The following is a 20,365-nucleotide window of genomic DNA, read 5'->3' on the forward strand; positions in this document are numbered from 1 at the left end:
CTGAGGAGTTAATTCTCGAATAAAATATATATAGAAAAATGAAAGAAAAATTATTTAAAACATCAGATTCTTTAACTGGTTTTATTTTAAGACTTAGTTTGGGTGTGGTTTTTATTCCACACGGTCTGCAAAAAACTTTTGGATTATTTGGTGGAATGGGTTTTACCGATACCTTGCATCTTTTCACAGAAAAAATGGGACTTCCCTGGATTGTTGCATTGCTTGTTATTCTGATTGAGTTTTTGGGTTCTCTGTGCTTTCTTATTGGGTTTGCAACGCGCTTTTGGGCTGTGGCATTTACCGGATTAATGCTTGGAATTATGATGACATCACACCTGGAAAACGGCTTTTTTATGAATTGGTTTGGAAATCAAAAAGGAGAGGGATGTCAGTTCGATTTATTGGTAATAGGAATTTCTGTTGCACTATTTATAGAAGGCAGCGGGAGATTTTCTATTGATAAATTTTTGTTGAAAAATATTTTAAAGAATAAATAAAATTAAATTTTAGAATAAACTGAAAAGCGCCAGAGATTATCAGTTTCTCTGGCGCTTTTTTTATTTATAACCTTTTAGTAATCGGATTCAGTTCCGTGATAAAGATCATTACCTGTTCCTGAGAGAATTTTTTGTGAATAATCTCGCTTAAATTCTGCATTTCATTCAACAGGAATCCGCTTCTGATTTCATGATCATTGAAGATTAGTAATAGATTATAATTTTTACCTTCCTGGATATAATCGCTGTTCACTTCTGAGAAAATAAACTTTTCCACATCATACAGATTTTCTACTAATACCGGAAATTCCTTCTCCAGAAAATCATACCATTGCGGCTGTACTGTACTTTCAACATGAAAGGTAACGCTAAGAACACTCATTTTTAAGAAATTTTATGATTTTTTAAATTAAATATGCTTCATTTCAGGGGCAATATTAGGTAAAAAAAACGTAAATTAGCCCGTTGTTTAAATCCTGAACTTCAGGAGTGTGAAAATCAGTTTTTTGTATGATTTTCCCGATTTATTTTAAATATAAAGAATGAATACAGAAGGAGAAAAGCTAATTCCTATCAACATTGTTGATGAAATGAAATCCTCTTACATCGATTATTCGATGTCGGTTATCGTGTCCAGAGCGTTACCGGACGTAAGAGATGGTCTGAAACCTGTACACAGAAGAGTACTTTATGGTATGTACGGTTTAGGCGTTTTTTCTAACAGAAAATACTTAAAGTCTGCCAGAATTGTTGGAGATGTATTAGGTAAGTACCACCCGCATGGCGATAGCTCGGTTTACGATGCTATGGTGCGTATGGCACAGCCATGGTCTCTACGCTATCCATTGGTAGATGGGCAGGGTAACTACGGTTCCATGGACGGTGACCCGCCTGCAGCAATGCGTTATACCGAAGCAAGACTTAAAAAGATTTCAGATGAGATACTTTCTGATCTTGATAAGGAAACAGTTGACTTTCAGAATAACTTCGACGACTCTTTACAGGAACCAAAAGTGCTTCCTACAAGAGTGCCAGCTCTTCTGGTGAACGGTACTTCAGGTATTGCAGTAGGTATGGCTACCAATATGGCGCCACACAACCTTACAGAATCTATAAACGCAATCTGCGCTTATATTGATAATAAAGAGATAACGATAGATGAACTGATGCAGCATATTATTGCACCAGACTTCCCAACCGGAGGTATTATCTATGGTTACGATGGTGTAAGAGATGCTTTCCATACAGGAAGAGGAAGAATTGTTCTTCGTGCTAAAGTAAGCTTTGAACAAATCGGTAACCGTGATGCAATTATTGTATCCGAAATTCCGTATCAGGTAAACAAAGCTGAAATGATTGCCAGAACTGCGGAACTGGTAAAAGAAGAAAAAATTCCGGGAATCTATGAGATTCGTGATGAATCCGACAGAAAAGGTCTTCGTATTGTATACGAACTGAAAATGGATGCTATCCCGAATGTTGTACTAAACCTTCTTTACAAATATACATCGCTTCAGACTTCTTTTAGTGTTAATAATATTGCATTGGTGGCAGGCCGCCCGCAACAGCTGAACCTGAAGGAAATTATTCACCATTTCGTAGAGCACCGTCACGAGGTAATTATCCGCAGAACGGAGTACGAACTGAAGAAAGCAAAAGAAAGAGCACATATCCTTGAAGGTTTCATGAAGGTTATCGGAACTCAGGATGCTTTAGATAAAGCTATTTCTATCATCCGTCATTCTGCAAACCCTCAGGAAGCAAAAACAGGTTTAATTGAAGAGTTCGAACTTTCTGATATTCAATCACAAGCGATACTTGATCTAAGGTTGGCAAGACTAACCGGAATGGAGCTGGATAAGATCCGTGAAGAGTATGAAGAAATTATGAACTTAATCAAGCGTTTGGAAGATATTCTTGCAACTCCGGCTTTACAATATGAGATCATTAAAAATGAATTAATCGAGATCAGAGATAAATACGGTGACGAAAGAAGAACCGAGATTGACTATGCTGGTGGAGAAATGAATATTGAAGATTTCATCCCGAACGAGCAGGTTGTTCTTACTATTTCTCACGCTGGTTATATTAAGAGAACACCGGTAAACGAATATAAAGTTCAGTCCAGAGGAGGTGTTGGTAATCGTGGTGCAACGACCAGAGATGCCGACTTCCTTGAATATATTGTGGCTGCTACAAACCACCAGTATATGTTGTTCTTTACTGAAAAGGGTAAATGTTACTGGTTAAGAGTATTCGAAATTCCGGAAGGATCTAAAACGGCTAAGGGAAGAGCAATTCAGAACCTTATCAATATAGAACCGGATGATAAGATTAAAGCTTATCTAAGAACGGATGATCTTAAAAATACTGAGTATGTAGAGAAGATGAGCGTTGTGATGATTACCAAAAACGGAACCATTAAGAAAACTTCATTGGAAGCATATTCCAGACCTCGTGTAAATGGTATTAACGCAATTGAAATCCGTGAAGACGACCAGTTACTAGGAGCGAGATTAACAGACGGAACCTCCGAAATTATGATTGCTACTAAAAATGGTAAGTGTATCCGTTTCCCTGAAGAAAAAGTAAGATCAGTAGGTCGTACTTCTATCGGGGTGAAGGGTATTACAATGGAAGACAGCGATGAAGTAATCGGAATGATTGCTATTAGTGATAAAGAGAACGAAACTGTATTGGTTGTTTCTGAAAACGGATACGGTAAGCGTACTGCTGTAGAAGACTACAGAATCACTAACAGAGGTGGTAAAGGTGTTATTACATTAAATATTACTGATAAGACAGGACAATTAATTGCAATAAATAACGTTACTAATGAACATGACCTTATGATTATTAACAAATCCGGGGTTGCAATTAGAATGAGCGTTGAAGAAATGCGTGTTATGGGTAGAAATACTCAGGGTGTTCGTCTGATCAACCTTAAAGGTAATGATGCAATTGCTGCGATTGCTAAAATCGAAGTAGACAAATCTGTAGAGGACGAAGAAGAATTGGAAGAAGGTGATGAAAACACTGTAATCCCAAATGCTTCGGATGATGCCGCTACCGGAGAATTATTTAAGGAAGACGGAACCGAAAATATTGAAGAATAAAAGTTTAATAATAGAAATATGAAAAAAATCCTTTTGAGTGCAGCATTAGTATCAGTTTCACTGGCTTTTGCACAGAAAAAAGAAATTCAGAACGCTGTAAAAGCAGCAGACGGAGGTAATGCTGCTGAAGCTTTATCTCAGATTTCGGCTGCGGATAGTGCTTTACAGGGAAAAATGTATTTGTTGGAGCCTTCTGTACAAGAGCAATACTATTATGCAAAAGGTATAGCTTTAATAAAGTCTGGCAAAACATCTGAAGGTGCAGCAGTTCTAGCTAAAATTTCTGATCTTAAGACAAATAAAATATTTGCTGGTAAAGACAACAATAAAAATAAAGTTTATTTCGTAGGTAAAGCAGAAGCTGATAAGGACGGAGCTGGATTACAGTTGAAAGAAGAAACATATTCTCCTACATTAGCAGGAAACGTTGGTGCAGCTGTAAACCCTTTATTACAAAAAGTAAGTGGTGAAGCACAGAAAGAATATGACGCTAAAAACTACCCGGTTGCAGCTGAAAAATTCCTTCAGGTAAACGATCTACTTAAAGCAGCAGGCCAGCCGGATGATATTTACAAATACTATGCGGCAATCAGCTATGCTTTAGGAAACAAAAAAGCAGAATCTATTGCTCTATATCAGGATCTTATCAATTCAGGATATACAGGTATCAAAACAACTTATTCGGCACTTAACAAGAAAACTAACCAGAGAGAAAATCTGGATAAGTCTTCTTTTGAATTAGTGAAAAAATCTCCTGATTATGGTGATTTTAAAACTGAAACATCTAAAAGTGTTGAAGAAGAATTATATGAAACAGCTGTAGCTTTAATGTTAGATGATAATAAGAATACTGAAGCAGTAGCTCTTATTGAAAAAGGTCTTGCTAAGTTCCCGAACAATGCTAAGATGAACGATCTTAAATTGTCGGCTTATTCAAGAACCGGTGATAGCTCCAAGCTTGAACAAACAATTAAAGAAGCGGTTGCTAAAAACCCAGGTGATAAATTAAATTGGTCTAACCTTGGTGTTATCCAGTCTAACAATCCTGCGACTGTAGCAGATGCTGAAGCTTCATTTAAAAAAGCTTTAGAAATTGACCCTAACTATGTACCTGCATTACAAGGGTTAGTATTCAACCTTTACTTAAACGGTAAAGCTGATGCTAAAATTGTAGATGCTTACAATGTTGCAAGAAAAGCTGGTAAAATTGATGAAGCGAACAAGATTATTGCTGAAAGAAAAGTAAGATTTTCCAAAGCTTTACCATACTTAGAGAAACTAAATACTCTAACGCCTAACGAAGCGGATGTTGTAGATACTCTTAGAACTGTTTATAACAGTTTAGGTAAGCAAGATAAAGCTAAAGAACTAAAAGGAGGTAAATAAGCCAATCTTTAAGTTATAAAATAAAAAAACTCCCGAAAGGGAGTTTTTTTATTTTGAGAAAAACCATGTCAAGGTTCATTTAAAAAACAGATAATCTTTTTATTTTTTTACTGCTTTTTAACCAGTATTTTTTCCAAAACAACCTGACTGAAGCTTTCTTCCTGATCGTCGTACTTTACACGCTTGCTGCCATCGAAAGGTTCATTTTCCAGAATAGTAATATAAGTACCCAAAGGCAATTTCTTGTTATTCAGGAATCGTAAAAAATCATCTGAAGAAGCTGTTAGTCCTACAAATTCTACAGATTCACCAATCTTACATTCACTAAGTTTGAAATAGTTGTTTTTAATAATGTTTCCTTCCTTGTCGGGAATAGGAGAGCCATGAGGATCTGTTTTTGGAAAGTTCAGAATTTCATCGATTTTATCAAAGAAAACAGGTGACTGGATATGTTCTATTTCCTCAGCAATGTCGTGCACTTCTTCCCATCCGAATCCCATTTTTTCTACCAGAAACATTTCTGTAAGACGATGTTTCCTTACAATTAAAGCTGCTTTTCGCCTTCCTTTTTCAGTGAGAATAAGTGGTTTATAGCTTTCATAGATGACCCAGCCTTCTGTTGAAAATTTCTTCATCATACTATTTACACTGGGCATACGTATCCCCAGATTATCGCTAAGGTCTTTTACTGATATTTCATTTTCGCTGTTGGCTAAATGAAATAAGGCTTTCAGGTAATTTTCTTTAGTCAGAGAATTCATACCCCAAATTTAAACCAAAAAAATAATTAGACCAATTCTGCCGGCTACAGACTTTACTTTAATCTATTTTTAAGCAGTGTTAATTATGTAACAATTTTCCGTGTATTATAAGAAATGGTATAATATTTATTTATTCGTGAAGTATCTTTGTAACACTACTTATTAATTAAATGCAAATTTTTCAGACCAACAGTCCTACACGATGGAAACGGTTCAAATGGGCTTCCCGTATTCTCGTGTTTATCTTAATCCTTTCAGGGATTATATTGTTTATCGCTTTCAGAAAAGCCTTTATACCCAGCATTCCGAATCTGAATACGTCTGGTAAAATCTCTCAGGATGTACTTTTAAGTAAAACAACTGCGAATGAAAGTAAAAGTATTCGTAAATATCAGGGATTCAGAGAATATATCAAAAAGCATCAGAAAAAGGGACTAAAAGTTCACAACTCTAAATTAAAGGCTGCAACCATAGACTATAATATGGCTGCACCTATTCGTGCGGCTTATTATGTTGCTTGGGATGCACAGTCTTATTTTTCCCTCAGAAGAAGTATCAACAAGCTAAACATGATTATTCCGGAATGGTTTTTTATTCATCCTGACGGAAAATTACAGTTGGATATAGACAAACGAGGCTTCAACCTTATAAAGGCATCTAAAGTTAAGGTTTTACCGATGCTTTCAAATAATTACAAAGGTAATTTCGATCCGAGAGGAATTCATATTCTTCTGACCGATCAGAAGAAGCAGGACCAATTCATTAAAGATCTTTTGCATTATGTAAAAGCCAATGATTTTAGCGGTATTAATATAGACCTGGAGAATTTATCAGAGCCTACGAATGAGCCGCTGATTAATTTTCAGAAAAATTTATATAATGCATTTCATAAAGAAGGCTTGCTGGTAACTCAGGATGTAATGCCGTTCAATGAAGATTATAATTATGATCAGCTTAACCGCTACAACGATTATATTTTTCTGATGGCTTATGATGAGTTTAGTAATGATACCAAACCTGGCCCGGTTTCCAGTCAGAAATGGATAGAAGCTGCGGTAGATCAGGTGGCTAAAAATATTCCTTCAGAAAAAATTGTATTAGGACTAGCCGGCTACGGTTACGACTGGAAGGCTGGAGCTAAAACTGCAACAGATGTTACTTATCAGGAAGCTTTGTCTACAGCACGGGAAACAAACTCGAAAGTTGTATTCGATAAGGATACTTATAACCTGCGTTATGATTATAAAGATCAGCAGGGGAGTTTACATCATGTAGAATTCACCGATGCTGTAACCAATTTCAATACACTAAGGTTTGCTGCGGAGTATGGGCTTGGAGGAACAGCGTTATGGAGATTGGGAAGTGAAGATAACAGATTGTGGAGTTTTTATAAAAGAGATATCAGCAAAAAAGGAATGCAGGATTTCGATTTTAACAAACTTCAGCATGTTGCCAGCAGCTCGGATGTAGATTATATGGGAGAAGGTGAAATCTTGGATGTGGCTTCCCGCCCGGATACAGGACTTATAAGACCAGTTGTAGATAAAGAACATATGCTGATCACGGATGAGCAATATGTAAAGTTACCATCTATGTTTGTGGTGAAAAAATGGGGTAAACCGAAAGATAATGAAAAGGTAATGGTTCTTACTTTTGATGATGGACCGGATCCCGAATATACACCGAAGATTTTGGATATTTTGTCTAAATATAAAGTTCCGGCAACGTTCTTTATATTAGGTATTCAGGCGGAGCAGAATATACCTTTGGTAAAGCGTATTTACCGTGAAGGACATGAAATAGGCAACCATACTTTCACACACCCGAATATGGCGGAGGTAAGCCCCCAGCGGAGTAAAATGGAAATGGATGCCACCCGTTTGCTGATAGAAAGTATTACCGGGCATAGTACAATTTTGTTCCGGGCGCCTTTCAATGCAGATAGTGAACCCGAAACATTGCAGGAAATAATTCCTGTGGCAGACAGTAGAGAGCGTAACTATCTTACTGTAGGGGAAAGTATAGACCCGGAAGACTGGCAGGCAGGAGAAATAAAAGGTTTTAATGCGGATACTATTGTCAACAGAGTCATCAGAAGCCAGGGAAACGGTAATATTATTTTGTTACATGATGCCGGTGGCCCAAGAGAAGCTACAATACAGGCTTTACCAAGAATAATAGAGTATTTCCAGAAAAAAGGCTATAAATTTACTACAGTAGCCAACCTTCTTGGGATGAAGAAAGATCAGGTAATGCCGCCAGTGCCAAAAACTAAGGGCTATTATATCTTCCAGGTTACAAGTGCTATTGCTATAGGCGGATATTATCTGGGATATCTGTTCTTTGCCATGTTTATTGTTTTCATGGTGCTGGGAGCACTTCGTTTTATATGGCTGATGGTATATTCTTACAGGTCATATCAAAAGGAAAAGCATCAGATTAAAGTTGTATTAACCGAGTTTCCACAGGTCGATATTATTGTACCGGCATATAATGAAGAAGTCAATATTGTAAAATCGCTTAAAAATTTATTGAAATGTGATTATCCTAATTTCCATATCATTTTTATTGATGACGGAAGTAAAGATGAAACCTTTAGTAAAGCATTTGAAGCCTTTAATGGGCATACCAATATAACTTTATTGAGTAAAGCAAACGGAGGTAAAGCTTCTGCACTTAACTATGGTATCGACCGTTCGACGTCGGACTATGTAGTATGTATAGATGCAGATACCCAGCTGATGCCTAATGCGGTGCGTCTGATGATGGAAAACATGTACCGTAATGCTGATAAAAATGTGGGTGCTGTTGCTGGTAATGTAAAGGTTGGAAATGAGATCAATCTAATTACTCAATGGCAATCTACGGAATATATAGGCAGCCAGAATTTTGACAGAAGAGCATTCGAAGCATTCAATGCAATTACTGTAGTTCCGGGCGCAATAGGATTGTTTAAAAAACAAGCAATTGAAGAAGTTGGTGGATTCAGTATTGATACACTGGCTGAAGACTGTGATCTTACCATAAAGATTTTACGTAAAGGATATTTTGTAAGCAACGAAACGGAAGCAATTGCCTATACCGAAGCTCCTGAAAAGCTGAAACAGTTTATGAAACAACGTTTCCGTTGGACATTTGGGGTATTACAAACTTTCTGGAAGAATAAAGATGCTTTCTTTAATCCGAAGTTTAAAGGCTTAGGAATGATAGCGTTACCGGATATGTTGGTCTTCAAATATATTATACCTTTCTTTTCTCCTTTGGCAGATCTGTTGATGGTGATAGGATTGTTCACAGGAAGTGCAGAAAAAATAGGGATTTATTACTTATTATTCCTTATTATTGATGCCCTGGCTTTAGGCTTTGCCCTTGTTATGGAGAAAGCAAGCTTTATGAAGATTATATGGCTGATTCCACAGCGTATTATTTATCGTTGGTTAATGCTAATTGTATTATTCAAATCGCTGAGAAAAGCACTGAAAGGAGAGCTACAAAGCTGGGGAGTATTGAAGAGAACAGGTAACGTAAAAGATATTACTGAAACAGTATAGATGATAATGAACAGATTTAGTTTTAAAAATGATTATGCAGAAGGATGTCATGCAAATATTCTGAAAGCATTGGTTGAGACCAACAGAGAACAACAAATTGGTTATGGTGGTGATCAGTATTCTGCCATGGCAAGAGATATGATTAACGAAAGGTTTAATAGTCCGGAAGCAGATATTTATTTTGTTTCCGGAGGTACACAGGCAAACCTTCTTACGATTTCTTCAATACTAAGGCCGCACCAGTCTGTTATTTCTGCAGAGTCCGGACATATATTTACTAACGAAGCAGGAGCTATAGAGGCTACGGGACATAAGGTTCATGCAGCACGATCTGAAGATGGGAAACTTTCTCCGGAAGCTTGTAGAGAAGTTCTGGATACGGTAACCAATCAGCCACATGTTGTAAAGCCTAAGATGTTGTATATTTCGAATACGACAGAATTAGGAACACATTATACTCTTGAAGAGCTGGAAGCTTTGTCTGGATTTTGTAAAGAGAATAATCTATACTTATTTGTAGACGGAGCTCGTCTTGGCCATGCACTGACTGTAGAAGGTACTGATGTAACTCCGGAAGATATAGCACGTTTGGCAGATGTGTTTTATCTGGGCGGAACCAAAAACGGAGCGTTAATAGGAGAGGCTATTGTTATTGTAAATCCGGAATTGAAGGAAGATTTCGGATTTCATGTAAAGCAGAAAGGAGCTTTACTAGCTAAAGGAAGACTAATTGGTATTCAGTTTATGGAACTGATGAAAGATAACCTTTATTTTGACCTTGCAAGATCCGCTAATCAGAAAGCAATGAAAATAAAAGCTGCATTTGAAGCTTATCATTGTAGTTTCCTTACGGATTCATACAGCAATCAGTTATTTCCGATTATTCCAAATTCATGGATTGAAAAGCTTGCTGAAGAGTTTGATTTTTATGTCTGGAAGAAAATAGACGAAGAAAGATCAGCAATAAGGCTTATAACTTCATGGGCAACACCGGAAGCAGAAGTGGATAGTTTTATAGCATCATTAAAGCGTTTAGCATAAAAAAATGGCCTCAAGATCTTGAGGCCATTTCTCCGTAAAATTATAATTAAAAATGATTGGCAGTTTAGGGCCTATTTTCCTTTTATATTGTCTTGGATGTCATTGGCTGCATCCTTTGTTTTGTCCCAGGCATCATCTGCAAAGTTTTTAGTGCTTTCCCAAGCATTTTCTGCTGCATCTTTGGTGTCTTCCCAAGCGTCTGATACCTGTTGCTTCAGATGGGCAAAGAAACCTTCCTTCGTTGGTTCTTCATTTTCATTCTTTTTCTGGTCGATGTAGCTTTTTACCTTATCCGATAAATTGCCAATAGCATCCTGTGTTTGTTTTGTGAAATCTTTCAGATTGTTTTCGGTATCATTTACAAACTGTTTTGCTTTGTCCAGATTCTCATTTTGTTCATTAGTACTCATTGTTCGTGAATTTTGGGGTTAATGTTTACTATACTTTCAATAAGCATTCCGAAAGGATGTTAGCGAACGTTAAAACTTTCCTAATGATATACTAAATGTTTATTTTTGGGTAAATAAATTTAATATGGAAAAAATAAGATGTGCATGGTGCGGAACTGATGAGTTGTACCAGAAATATCATGATGAAGAATGGGGGAGACTGGCAACGGATGATGCTACTATGTTCGAGTTTATGATACTTGAGAGTTTTCAGGCAGGATTGAGCTGGATTACCATTCTCCGTAAGAGAGAAAGCTTTAGAAAAGCATTTGACAATTTTGATTATAAGAAGATCGCTAAATATGATGAGAAAAAAATTGATGAATTACTTCAGGATACAGGAATTGTAAGAAACAGGCTCAAAGTATTAGCAGCTATAAGCAATGCAAAACTATTTATGGAACTTCAGAAAGAATTCGGAAGTTTCTATAACTATATCTCGACTTACACCAATGGTGAAAGAATTATAAACAATTGGAAACATCACACAGAAGCACCTGCTACAACACCTTTATCGGATGCTATAAGTAAAGATTTGAAAAAAAGAGGATTCAAATTTTTGGGATCAACAGTAATTTATTCTCATCTGCAGGCAACCGGAGTTGTAGATGATCATATAGAAAGTTGCTTTGTAAGGAATAATTAAAAGAAACTATTATAATTGAACAATAAGAGGCTGTCTCAAAAAATTAAAGGTATTTCAACATGATTCAATACGACATTTTTGGGACAACCTCTTAGCCTATTACAGTTATATTAGTATTGCTCTAATAAGTAATTTAATATATCAGTGGTGGTTACAATTCCTTTTATTTCGTCATGATCTACTACAGGAATTGAATGAAAGCTTTGCTGGGCTAAAATTTCAACCACTTCTTTAATTGTAGTCTCTGTGTTTACCGTCAAAGGAGCTTTGGTCATAATCTGCGGAATACTAAACATATCGTAAACAACTGTGGAAACAGAAGTGTCTTCTGCTTCATCCGAGTCATCCACATCTGCATAACTTATCTTTAATAAATCAGAATAACTGAGCATGCCTAATAATTTTAGGTTTTCAACAACGGGAATATGCCTGATATTATTCTTTTTGAATAGTTTTTCAGCTTCATATAACGACTGTTTTGGATTAAGAGTAATGAGCTCTTTGGACATAATTTGGGATACGGGAACTCTTTGTTTCATAATTATTTCTTTAATTTAATTTCGATAAATTGACAGATAATAAAGGGCCCTTTTATTAATCCTTCTTAAAGATAGCCTGAAAAACAGGCATTACAAAAAAACTACTTATGATATATTTCAGAAATATATATCACTATGTTTCTTTAGTTATTTTCAGTTTGACTATGTAACTTAGTAGGAGCAATACGATAGTTCACGAATATATTTTTCGTATTGAGAGAATCCTCTGGTCCTGATGTCAATAAGATATCAGGACCATTTTGTTGGGAACGAAATTCCGGAAGATTTATTCGAAGAAAAGAAACTTTATGTCAAACAGTTAGAAGCCTTTTAAAAAGCTGTTGACGAAAATATGAGAATACTGTATTGCACTTATGACAAGATAGGGAATGATGAGAGTGAAAAAGAGCTTAAAAAACTGATTGAATTTTGTTGAAGTATTCATCTTATTATTCTGTTTTTGAATCTTTTCTTTCATTAAAAAGTAAAAATACAGTTCCTAAAATTCCGATTGCTGCTGTAGCAATTACAATACTATCGAATGTAAGATCATGTTTTATAAATCTTCCGATAGAAAATCCGAGGAATATGATTGGCAGTATTCTGATAAAAATTTTCATATTAAGTATTTTGTGTGATTCTAAGATAATAAAAAAATCCCCAAAACGGGGATTTTTTTATTTTACATTTTTTGCTCTATACAATTCATATAAGCCTCGTGTTACAAAAATAATTCCAATAGCTACGGATAAACCTTCAAGAAAACTATATAAGGTATTATCACTTCCCTGAAAATAGAGCGTAAGGAAGATAATTAGAAAAACTACTCCTGTAATGGTTCTTGTAAGAGGCTTCATATAATGTTGTATAAATAAAATATTACTTAATAATTCTGTCCAATACCCACTGAATTGTCATCTTTTCAGATGCATGGTGGTCAGCAGAGAATTCTCCACGGCGTCTGTTAGCAATAACGCAGTTAACAGTAATAGCCTTATGGCCTAATAATTTGGATAATCCGTAAATAGCTGATGTTTCCATTTCGAAATTGGTTACACCAAGATCATTAAGAGTTTCCAAGAACTGGTCGTCCAGAGCTTTCAGTCTTAACTGTCTTCCCTGAGGTGCATAGAATCCCGGGAAAGTGGCTGTATTGCCAATATATTTAGCATCCTGATAGTAGTGCGCACTTTCTTTAGCCCAATCAGAGAAATAAAGTAATGGCTTGATATTTTGATAAGGGAATTTTTCTAAAAAGTTTTTTGAAAACTCATTTTCAAACTGATAGTCCTGATAAAAATGAAGAAGACCATCTAATCCTACAACATTTTCTGTTACCAACATGTTGTCTACTTCTACATCTGGATTTACGCTGCCACAAGTCCCCAGACGGAATAATTCTAAAGGGCTGTGTTCTTTTTTAAATTCCTTTTCTTTTAGGTCTATATTTACCAGAGCATCCAGTTCATTCATTACAATGTCTATATTCTCAGTACCAATACCTGTAGACATTACCGTAATTCTTTCACCTCTCAGTGTTCCGGTGTGGGTATAAAACTCACGCTTATTTTTTTTGATTTCAACCTTGTCAAAATATTGAGATACTTTAGGAACCCTGTCCGGATCTCCAACCAGTATAATTTTTTCAGCGATATCTTCAGGAAGAAGATTCAAGTGGTATACGCTTCCGTCCTCATTAAGCACCAACTCGGATGCTGCTAGTTTATTCATCATAATTTCCGATTTTAAAAAGGAATTGAAGTTAAAAAGAATTTCGGAGATAAAAAAATACTTTTTGTATTTCTGGTCTTTTACTTCTGTACTTCATATTTTCTTACTTCGTACTTCTAATTTCGTACTTAAAAAAATTACCCGCCTACACGTTTGGTTTTGTAGCCCATTTCCTGCAGAAGCTTCATAATCTTATCTCTGTTATCTCCCTGAATAATAATGACACCGTCTTTTTCGGAGCCACCAATTCCCAATGAGGTTTTGATTTTTTTAGAAATTTCTTTCAGTTCTGTATCGCCACCCTCAAAGCCTTCAATTAAAGTTACAGGTTTACCATTGCGTCCTTTTTTTTCAAACTTGCAGACAAGGGCACCCTTTTGTTCAAACTTTTCTTCAGGCATTTCGAAATCCTGCTCCTCGTGTTCAGGAAAAAGATTTTTTAACTGATCTCTTAAATCCATTTTATTTTATAATACTAGTAAACAAAAGTAAGAAAAGTTACAATTTTTCAGGGTATTTACCTCATAAAACCTGTGAAATTCCTTACTATTTAGTGCATTGTTTCGTATATTTGTTAAGTTAAATATAATTCTGAAATGTCTAAAAAAGCAATATTAGCCATCCTGGATGGCTGGGGATTAGGTTTAGATCCCAAAGTTTCTGCCATCGCGCAGGCCAACACACCGTTTATTGATTCATGTTTACAAAAATACCCTCACAGCAAACTAGAAGCTAGTGGTTTGGCTGTAGGTTTACCAGCAGGACAAATGGGGAATTCTGAAGTAGGGCACATGAATCTTGGAGCCGGACGTGTAATTTTTCAGAATCTTGTAAAGCTAAACATGGCAGTGGAAAACAAAACACTGGGGAATGAACAGGAAATCCTTGCTGCCTTTAAATATGCAAAAGACAACCATAAGAAGATTCACTTTATAGGATTAGTTTCCGACGGAGGGGTACATTCGCATGTTAATCACCTGAAAGGGCTTTTGGAAGCAGCAGATGATTATGGATTAGAAAATGTCTTTGTTCATGCTTTTACAGATGGACGTGACTGTGATCCGCATTCCGGAAAAGGATTTATTCAGGATCTTATAGAGTTTATGGATACCAAAACCGGAAAACTGGCAACAATTGTTGGACGTTATTACGCAATGGACCGTGATAAGCGTTGGGAGCGTGTACGTATTGCTTACGATGCTATGGTAAATGGTATTGGATTAGCAACCAATAACCCGGTAGGAGCTATTCAGAAATCTTATGAGGAAGATATAACAGATGAATTCCTAAAACCAATTATCTGTACTCAGGACGGAATGCCTGTTGCTAAAATAGAAGCTAATGATGTCGTATTCTGTTTCAATTTCAGAACAGACAGAGGGCGTGAAATTACCATGGCGCTTTCTCAGGAAGATTTCCCTGACTACGAAATGCACAAGCTTCCTTTATACTATGTGACTTTAACCAACTACGATAAAACCTTCCATAATGTAAAAGTGGTGTATGATGAAAATATCATTACACATACTATGGGACAGATTCTGGAGGAAAACAACAAAACACAGATTCGTATTGCTGAAACTGAAAAATATCCGCACGTTACATTCTTCTTTTCAGGAGGACGTGAAGAGGAGTTCAAAGGGGAGAGAAGGATTTTGTGTCCAAGTCCTAAGGATGTTCCTACTTATGATTTCAAACCGGAAATGTCGGCTTATGACATTACCAATGCTATTGTTCCGGAATTGGAAAAAGGAAGTGCAGATTTTATCTGCCTGAATTTTGCGAATACCGACATGGTAGGACATACAGGTGTTTTCCAGGCTGCAGTACAAGCTGCTGAAACAGTAGATAAGTGTATTGAAAAAGTAGCTACTACAGCTTATAATCACGGATATGCTGTATTTATTTTGGCAGATCATGGTAATTCTGATGTTATGGTAAATCCTGATGGGTCTCCCAATACACAGCATTCAACCAATCTTGTACCTTTTATTGTAATGGATAAAGATCACACATGGAATGTGAAAGATGGTAAATTGGGAGATGTAGCACCTACAATCCTTAAAGTAATGGGCGTAAATATTCCGGAAGAAATGACGGGAGATATTCTTGTTTCTTAATTCTATAATGGATAAGGAAGTAATAATTACAACAATACAGGCTGCGGATGATAGTGCTTTGGCATCTATGATCCGCGGTGTTTTTGATGAATATAAAGCACCTACAGAAGGTACTGTTTATGTTGATCCTACAACAGATCATTTGTCTAAAGTATTTGATGCCAAAGGATCAGTACTTTTTGTTGCTAAAATCGAAGATAGAGTAATAGGAAGTTGTGGACTTTATCCTACTGAAGGATTGCCTGAAGGGCATGTAGAATTGGTGAAATTCTATATCTCCAAAGAAGCCAGAGGGACGGGTGTCGGAAGATTGTTTATGGAAAAATGCTATGAACAGGCTGAAAAGTTTGGATATACTCACATTTATCTTGAAAGCTTACCGGCTTTTGGTAAGGCAATCAGTATTTATGAAAAGCAGGGATTCGAACAGTTATCTGCTCCTTTAGGAAATTCAGGGCATACAGGATGTGATATCTGGATGCTGAAAAAGATTATATAAATTAGCTGATATGAAAAAGAATATACAGGTAGTTGCACTATTGTTAATTTTTTCCAATATGTTGTTGGCTCAGTCTGGTACTACAGATGCTAACACTGATATTAGAGATACCGTAACAAACTCCGGACTAGGTTTGGGAGCAATTATAGCAGTAGTCATATCATGGGATAGAAATAAATCTATTCTGTGGGCAATTATCCATGGTGTATTGGGATGGCTTTACGTTATTTATTTCGCGATAATTCGCTTAATAAAGGGACGGGATTAAGTTCTATATTTTCGTATCTTTGCACTCAAATTTTTAATACAGATGATAAATAAAAAACTAGCGATAGACTTTGACGGAACAATTGTAGACGATGCATATCCGGGAGTAGGACCAGCTAAAATTTTTGCATTCGAAACATTGCTGAAATTACAATCAGAAGGTTATCGTTTGATTTTATGGACATACAGAAGCGGGCAGGCTCTGCAGGATGCTGTTGATTTTTGTAAGAAAAACGGATTAGAATTTTATGCTGTAAATTCCAGCTTTGAAGGTGAAGTTTTTGATTCTGAAACACACAGCCGTAAAATCGATGCTGATATGTTTATTGATGACAGAAACCTAGGTGGATTTCCTGGATGGGGCGAAATTTACAACATCATTAAAGAGAAAATTGAATTCCGTGTAGCAGGCGGAGAAGTTTTAGCTTACTCAAAGTTGAAAAAAGAAAAGAAAAAAGGTCTTTTCTGGTAACATATATATAATGTAATAATATAACGATTTACCAATGTATCAATTATTGTTACATTCTTACATGGGTAAATTGCTACATTTAAATAAAAATGATTCAGTTAAAAACAATAGACGAAATCAAATTAATGCGTGAAAGCGCTCAGTTGGTTTCAAAAACTTTAGGAATGTTAGCCAAGGAGATTAAACCTGGTGTAACAACTAAGCACTTAGATAAACTTGCATTCGAGTATATTAAAGACCACGGTGCAGAACCGGCATTTCTTGGATATGGAGGTTTTCCAAACTCTTTATGTATGTCCCCGAATGAGCAGGTTGTTCATGGCTTCCCTACAGATGAACCATTGAGAGATGGTGATATTATTTCTGTAGACTGTGGAACATACATGAATGGCTTTGTTGGAGATCATGCATATACTTTTGAAGTTGGAGAAGTGTCTCCTGAAACAAAAAAACTTTTGCAGGTAACTAAAGAAAGTCTTTATAAAGGTATAGCTCAGTGTATCCGTGGAAAGAGAATCGGAGATATCTCTTATGCAGTTCAGGAGCATGCAGAAAAACATGGTTACGGAGTAGTACGCGAATTAGTAGGGCATGGTGTTGGAAGACAAATGCACGAAGAACCGCAGGTACCTAACTATGGTAGAAAAGGTTCCGGAAAAGTAATTAAAGACGGATTAGTTATTGCTATCGAGCCTATGATTAATATGGGAACGGAAAAGGTGAAGTTTCACTCTGATGGCTGGACTGTAACAACTCAGGATAATAAGCCTTCTGCACACTTTGAGCACGATGTAGCTGTAGTAAATGGAAAACCAGTACTGTTATCTACATTCCAATATATCTACGATGCATTAGGTATTAAATCCGATGAGGAAAAAGCTTTCCAGATGGATTTCTAACAAATGAAGAAAGTAGCAAAATTTCTTTTAAATAAATTACCGCGCCCTATGCTTATTCGATTAAGCATTGTGGCGCGTCCTTTAATTATATCCTTTTTTAAAGGAGATAAATTTACTGATCCTATAGACGGTAGATCTTATCGTAAATTCCTTCCGTATGGCTACGGGAAGCAACGGGAAAATGCACTTTCTCCCGGAACTCTTTCACTGGAAAGGCACCGCCAAATGTGGCTTTATCTGGAACGTGAAACTGATTTTTTTACCAAAAATTACAAAGTACTTCACATCGCTCCTGAGCAGGAGTTTTTAAGAAAATTCAAAAAACAAAAAAATCTGGAATATACTTCTGCGGATCTTTTCTCTCCGATTGTAGATGTAAAGGCAGATGTATTAGATCTTCCTTTTGAAGATGAATCTTATGATATTGTTATTTGTAATCATGTTTTAGAACATATTGTAGAAGATTCCAAAGCGATGTCCGAATTATACCGTGTAATGCGAAAGGGCGGATGGGGAATTTTGCAGGTCCCTATGAGAACTAGTTTGGAGCATACTTATGAAGATTTTAGTATAACAGATCCTAAAGAGCGTCAGAAGCATTTTGGGCAGTATGATCATGTTCGTTGGTATGGGATGGATTATTTTGACCGTCTTAAAAAAGTTGGGTTTGATGTAGATATCAATTTATATTCTCAAAAGTTTTCTTTAGAAGATCAGAAACGTTACGGATTGCTGGTGAATGAAATTCTTCCGGTAGTTTTTAAACATTAGTGAATTTATATCTTATTGTAAGCCTTTTCTTTATAGCTGTTGAATAATCAATCATTATAACCTGTTAAAGAATAAGCTAGTCATTCTTTTATTTATTGTTAACTTTGCAAAAGATTTAAAAACTTAAATCTTTTTAATATTTCAATTTTAAATTAAATAATGCACAGAGCAGGTTTTGTTAATATAGTGGGGAAACCCAATGCAGGAAAGTCTACGCTTCTTAACCAGTTAATGGGGGAGAAACTGGCTATTGTTACCCAGAAAGCACAGACAACCAGACATCGTATTTTTGGTATTTATAACGAGGACGATGTCCAGATTGTTTTTTCTGATACTCCGGGAGTTTTAGACCCTAAGTACGGATTACAGGAGAAAATGATGGAATTTGTGAAGGAGAGTTTACAAGATGCTGATGTTTTCCTTTTCATTGTAGATATTACAGATAAAGCACAACCTTCAGAATTTCTTATTGAAAAGCTGAATAAAATCCCGGTTCCGGTACTTATCCTTATCAATAAAGTAGATCAGGCAGATCAGAAAGTTCTTGAAGAAACTGTTGCGCTATGGCACGAGAGGATTCCTAAGGCAGAAATATTACCTATATCCGCCTTAAATGCTTATAATACAGAATATATCTTGCCAAAATTAAAATCTTTATTACCAGAAAGTCCGGGATACTACGATAAAGATCAGTTTACAGATAAGTCTGAAAGATTCTTTGTAAATGAGGCTATCAGAGAGAAAATCCTTCTGAACTACGAAAAGGAAATTCCGTATTCTGTAGAAGTTGTTACAGAAATGTTTAAGGATAAAGGAGAAATGATCTTTATAGATAGTATTATCTATGTAGAAAGAGAAACTCAAAAGGGGATTATCATTGGTCATAAAGGAGAATCTATAAAGAAAGTTGGGACTGAGGCCAGAATGGATTTGGAGAAATTCTTTGGAAAGAAGCTTCACCTTAATCTTTTTGTAAAAGTTAAAAAAGATTGGCGTAAAAATGACAGAGACCTGAAAAATTTTGGTTATCGCTAGATAAATTCAGTAAATTCATTTATCTTTAAGTAAAGAATTTCAAAGATGAACGAATATTTAGATTCAGAATTTGACCGTGCGGATGACCTGATCAGTCAGGATCTAAACGAAGAAGCTAAAGCGGTACTCAATAATATTTTATTGGAAGATCCTAAATATGGCAAAGCACATAACCATATAGGCTGGCTTTTAAAAAATAAAGAGAATGATGCCGTAGAAGCTGAAAAGCATTATAAACTAGCTATAGATTTTACTCCGGAATATGGAGCTTCTTATCTTAACTATTCTTACCTTTTATCAGAAGCAAAGCGCTATGATGATCTTCGGGATATTCTGACAAAAGCAGAATCTGTTGAAGACGTTAATAAAAGTAATCTTGCAAGGGAGTGGGCATATTATTATGAAGATACACGGCAATATGAAAAAGCAATTGAGAAGTATAAAGAATACGCACTATCACTTTATGAAAACTCATACATTGAGAAAGCTAAAGAAGGCATTGAAAGATGTAAAATGAAAATAGATATACAAAAGATGTAATAAAAAGGCCTGATAAAGGGCCTTTTTATTTTGGGTAAACTAATT

Annotated in this window: 22 protein-coding genes; 14 read left to right on the forward strand and 8 right to left on the reverse strand. The window is 36.0% G+C overall.

Annotation, left to right across the window (positions count from 1 at the left end; genetic code table 11):
• The first annotated feature begins 38 nt into the window (after window positions 1-38).
• Window positions 39-497 (forward strand): DoxX family protein, encoded by a 459-nt coding sequence (locus AYC65_RS06050; RefSeq protein ID WP_034867700.1) that lies wholly within the window; start codon window positions 39-41, stop codon window positions 495-497.
• A gap of 64 nt (window positions 498-561) precedes the next feature.
• Here the strand turns inward: AYC65_RS06050 and AYC65_RS06055 are convergent, their stop codons facing one another.
• Window positions 562-879, reverse strand: a complete 318-nt coding sequence (locus AYC65_RS06055) for a DUF4286 family protein (protein ID WP_034867702.1) — start codon at window positions 877-879, stop codon at window positions 562-564.
• A gap of 160 nt (window positions 880-1,039) precedes the next feature.
• Between AYC65_RS06055 and gyrA the strand changes: the two genes are divergently transcribed.
• On the forward strand, window positions 1,040-3,613 hold the full coding sequence (gene gyrA / locus AYC65_RS06060) for a DNA gyrase subunit A (RefSeq protein WP_034867704.1): 2,574 nt from the start codon (window positions 1,040-1,042) through the stop codon (window positions 3,611-3,613).
• A gap of 18 nt (window positions 3,614-3,631) precedes the next feature.
• On the forward strand, window positions 3,632-4,999 hold the full coding sequence (locus AYC65_RS06065; protein WP_034867705.1) for a tetratricopeptide repeat protein: 1,368 nt from the start codon (window positions 3,632-3,634) through the stop codon (window positions 4,997-4,999).
• Window positions 5,000-5,106: 107 nt separating this feature from the next.
• Here the strand turns inward: AYC65_RS06065 and AYC65_RS06070 are convergent, their stop codons facing one another.
• On the reverse strand, window positions 5,107-5,760 hold the full coding sequence (locus AYC65_RS06070; RefSeq protein ID WP_009088220.1) for a metal-dependent transcriptional regulator: 654 nt from the start codon (window positions 5,758-5,760) through the stop codon (window positions 5,107-5,109).
• A gap of 170 nt (window positions 5,761-5,930) precedes the next feature.
• Between AYC65_RS06070 and AYC65_RS06075 the strand changes: the two genes are divergently transcribed.
• Window positions 5,931-9,311: a trifunctional glycoside hydrolase family 18/polysaccharide deacetylase/glycosyltransferase family 2 protein gene (locus AYC65_RS06075; RefSeq protein ID WP_034867706.1), complete on the forward strand. Its 3,381-nt coding sequence runs from the start codon at window positions 5,931-5,933 to the stop codon at window positions 9,309-9,311.
• Between the two features lie 6 nt (window positions 9,312-9,317).
• Window positions 9,318-10,352: a threonine aldolase family protein gene (locus AYC65_RS06080; protein ID WP_034867828.1), complete on the forward strand. Its 1,035-nt coding sequence runs from the start codon at window positions 9,318-9,320 to the stop codon at window positions 10,350-10,352.
• A 71-nt stretch (window positions 10,353-10,423) separates the two neighbouring features.
• Here AYC65_RS06080 and AYC65_RS06085 read toward each other — a convergent pair whose 3' ends face one another.
• Entirely contained in the window at window positions 10,424-10,762 is a 339-nt protein-coding gene (locus tag AYC65_RS06085) for a hypothetical protein (protein ID WP_034867707.1), read from the reverse strand.
• A 124-nt stretch (window positions 10,763-10,886) separates the two neighbouring features.
• Between AYC65_RS06085 and AYC65_RS06090 the strand changes: the two genes are divergently transcribed.
• Window positions 10,887-11,447 (forward strand): DNA-3-methyladenine glycosylase I, encoded by a 561-nt coding sequence (locus AYC65_RS06090; protein ID WP_034867708.1) that lies wholly within the window; start codon window positions 10,887-10,889, stop codon window positions 11,445-11,447.
• A gap of 110 nt (window positions 11,448-11,557) precedes the next feature.
• Here AYC65_RS06090 and AYC65_RS06095 read toward each other — a convergent pair whose 3' ends face one another.
• From AYC65_RS06095 to AYC65_RS06110, 5 genes are all read right to left on the reverse strand, one after another.
• Window positions 11,558-11,986: a CBS domain-containing protein gene (locus tag AYC65_RS06095; protein ID WP_024564093.1), complete on the reverse strand. Its 429-nt coding sequence runs from the start codon at window positions 11,984-11,986 to the stop codon at window positions 11,558-11,560.
• Window positions 11,987-12,435: 449 nt separating this feature from the next.
• Complete coding sequence (locus AYC65_RS20720; RefSeq protein WP_157877510.1) at window positions 12,436-12,606, reverse strand: hypothetical protein; 171 nt, start codon at window positions 12,604-12,606, stop codon at window positions 12,436-12,438.
• A 57-nt stretch (window positions 12,607-12,663) separates the two neighbouring features.
• The gene (locus AYC65_RS06100; RefSeq protein WP_034867710.1) at window positions 12,664-12,843 is read right to left on the reverse strand and encodes a hypothetical protein; all 180 of its coding nucleotides are present in this window, start codon (window positions 12,841-12,843) and stop codon (window positions 12,664-12,666) included.
• A 22-nt stretch (window positions 12,844-12,865) separates the two neighbouring features.
• A complete protein-coding gene (locus AYC65_RS06105; protein WP_034867711.1) occupies window positions 12,866-13,720 on the reverse strand; it encodes a nucleoside phosphorylase in 855 nt (284 codons plus the stop codon).
• Window positions 13,721-13,854: 134 nt separating this feature from the next.
• On the reverse strand, window positions 13,855-14,178 hold the full coding sequence (locus AYC65_RS06110; protein ID WP_034867713.1) for a translation initiation factor: 324 nt from the start codon (window positions 14,176-14,178) through the stop codon (window positions 13,855-13,857).
• Between the two features lie 135 nt (window positions 14,179-14,313).
• On the opposite strand from AYC65_RS06110, the gene gpmI reads away from it, so the two are divergent.
• From gpmI to AYC65_RS06150, 8 genes are all read left to right on the forward strand, one after another.
• Window positions 14,314-15,837, forward strand: coding sequence for a 2,3-bisphosphoglycerate-independent phosphoglycerate mutase (gene gpmI, locus AYC65_RS06115; protein ID WP_034867715.1), 1,524 nt, complete (start codon window positions 14,314-14,316; stop codon window positions 15,835-15,837).
• Window positions 15,838-15,844: 7 nt separating this feature from the next.
• Window positions 15,845-16,336 (forward strand): GNAT family N-acetyltransferase, encoded by a 492-nt coding sequence (locus AYC65_RS06120; RefSeq protein WP_034867717.1) that lies wholly within the window; start codon window positions 15,845-15,847, stop codon window positions 16,334-16,336.
• Between the two features lie 10 nt (window positions 16,337-16,346).
• Entirely contained in the window at window positions 16,347-16,604 is a 258-nt protein-coding gene (locus tag AYC65_RS06125; protein ID WP_034867718.1) for a hypothetical protein, read from the forward strand.
• A gap of 42 nt (window positions 16,605-16,646) precedes the next feature.
• Window positions 16,647-17,075 (forward strand): BT0820 family HAD-type phosphatase, encoded by a 429-nt coding sequence (locus AYC65_RS06130; RefSeq protein ID WP_034867720.1) that lies wholly within the window; start codon window positions 16,647-16,649, stop codon window positions 17,073-17,075.
• Between the two features lie 89 nt (window positions 17,076-17,164).
• Window positions 17,165-17,974: a type I methionyl aminopeptidase gene (gene map / locus AYC65_RS06135; protein ID WP_034867721.1), complete on the forward strand. Its 810-nt coding sequence runs from the start codon at window positions 17,165-17,167 to the stop codon at window positions 17,972-17,974.
• 3 nt (window positions 17,975-17,977) lie between these two features.
• Complete coding sequence (locus AYC65_RS06140; protein WP_034867723.1) at window positions 17,978-18,745, forward strand: class I SAM-dependent methyltransferase; 768 nt, start codon at window positions 17,978-17,980, stop codon at window positions 18,743-18,745.
• Between the two features lie 159 nt (window positions 18,746-18,904).
• Complete coding sequence (gene era, locus AYC65_RS06145) at window positions 18,905-19,780, forward strand: GTPase Era (RefSeq protein ID WP_034867724.1); 876 nt, start codon at window positions 18,905-18,907, stop codon at window positions 19,778-19,780.
• A 45-nt stretch (window positions 19,781-19,825) separates the two neighbouring features.
• A complete protein-coding gene (locus AYC65_RS06150) occupies window positions 19,826-20,320 on the forward strand; it encodes a hypothetical protein (RefSeq protein WP_034867725.1) in 495 nt (164 codons plus the stop codon).
• Window positions 20,321-20,365: the final 45 nt, after the last annotated feature.

The organism is Elizabethkingia bruuniana (assembly GCF_002024805.1).
In the GTDB taxonomy this organism is placed as follows: Bacteria; Bacteroidota; Bacteroidia; order Flavobacteriales; family Weeksellaceae; genus Elizabethkingia; species Elizabethkingia bruuniana.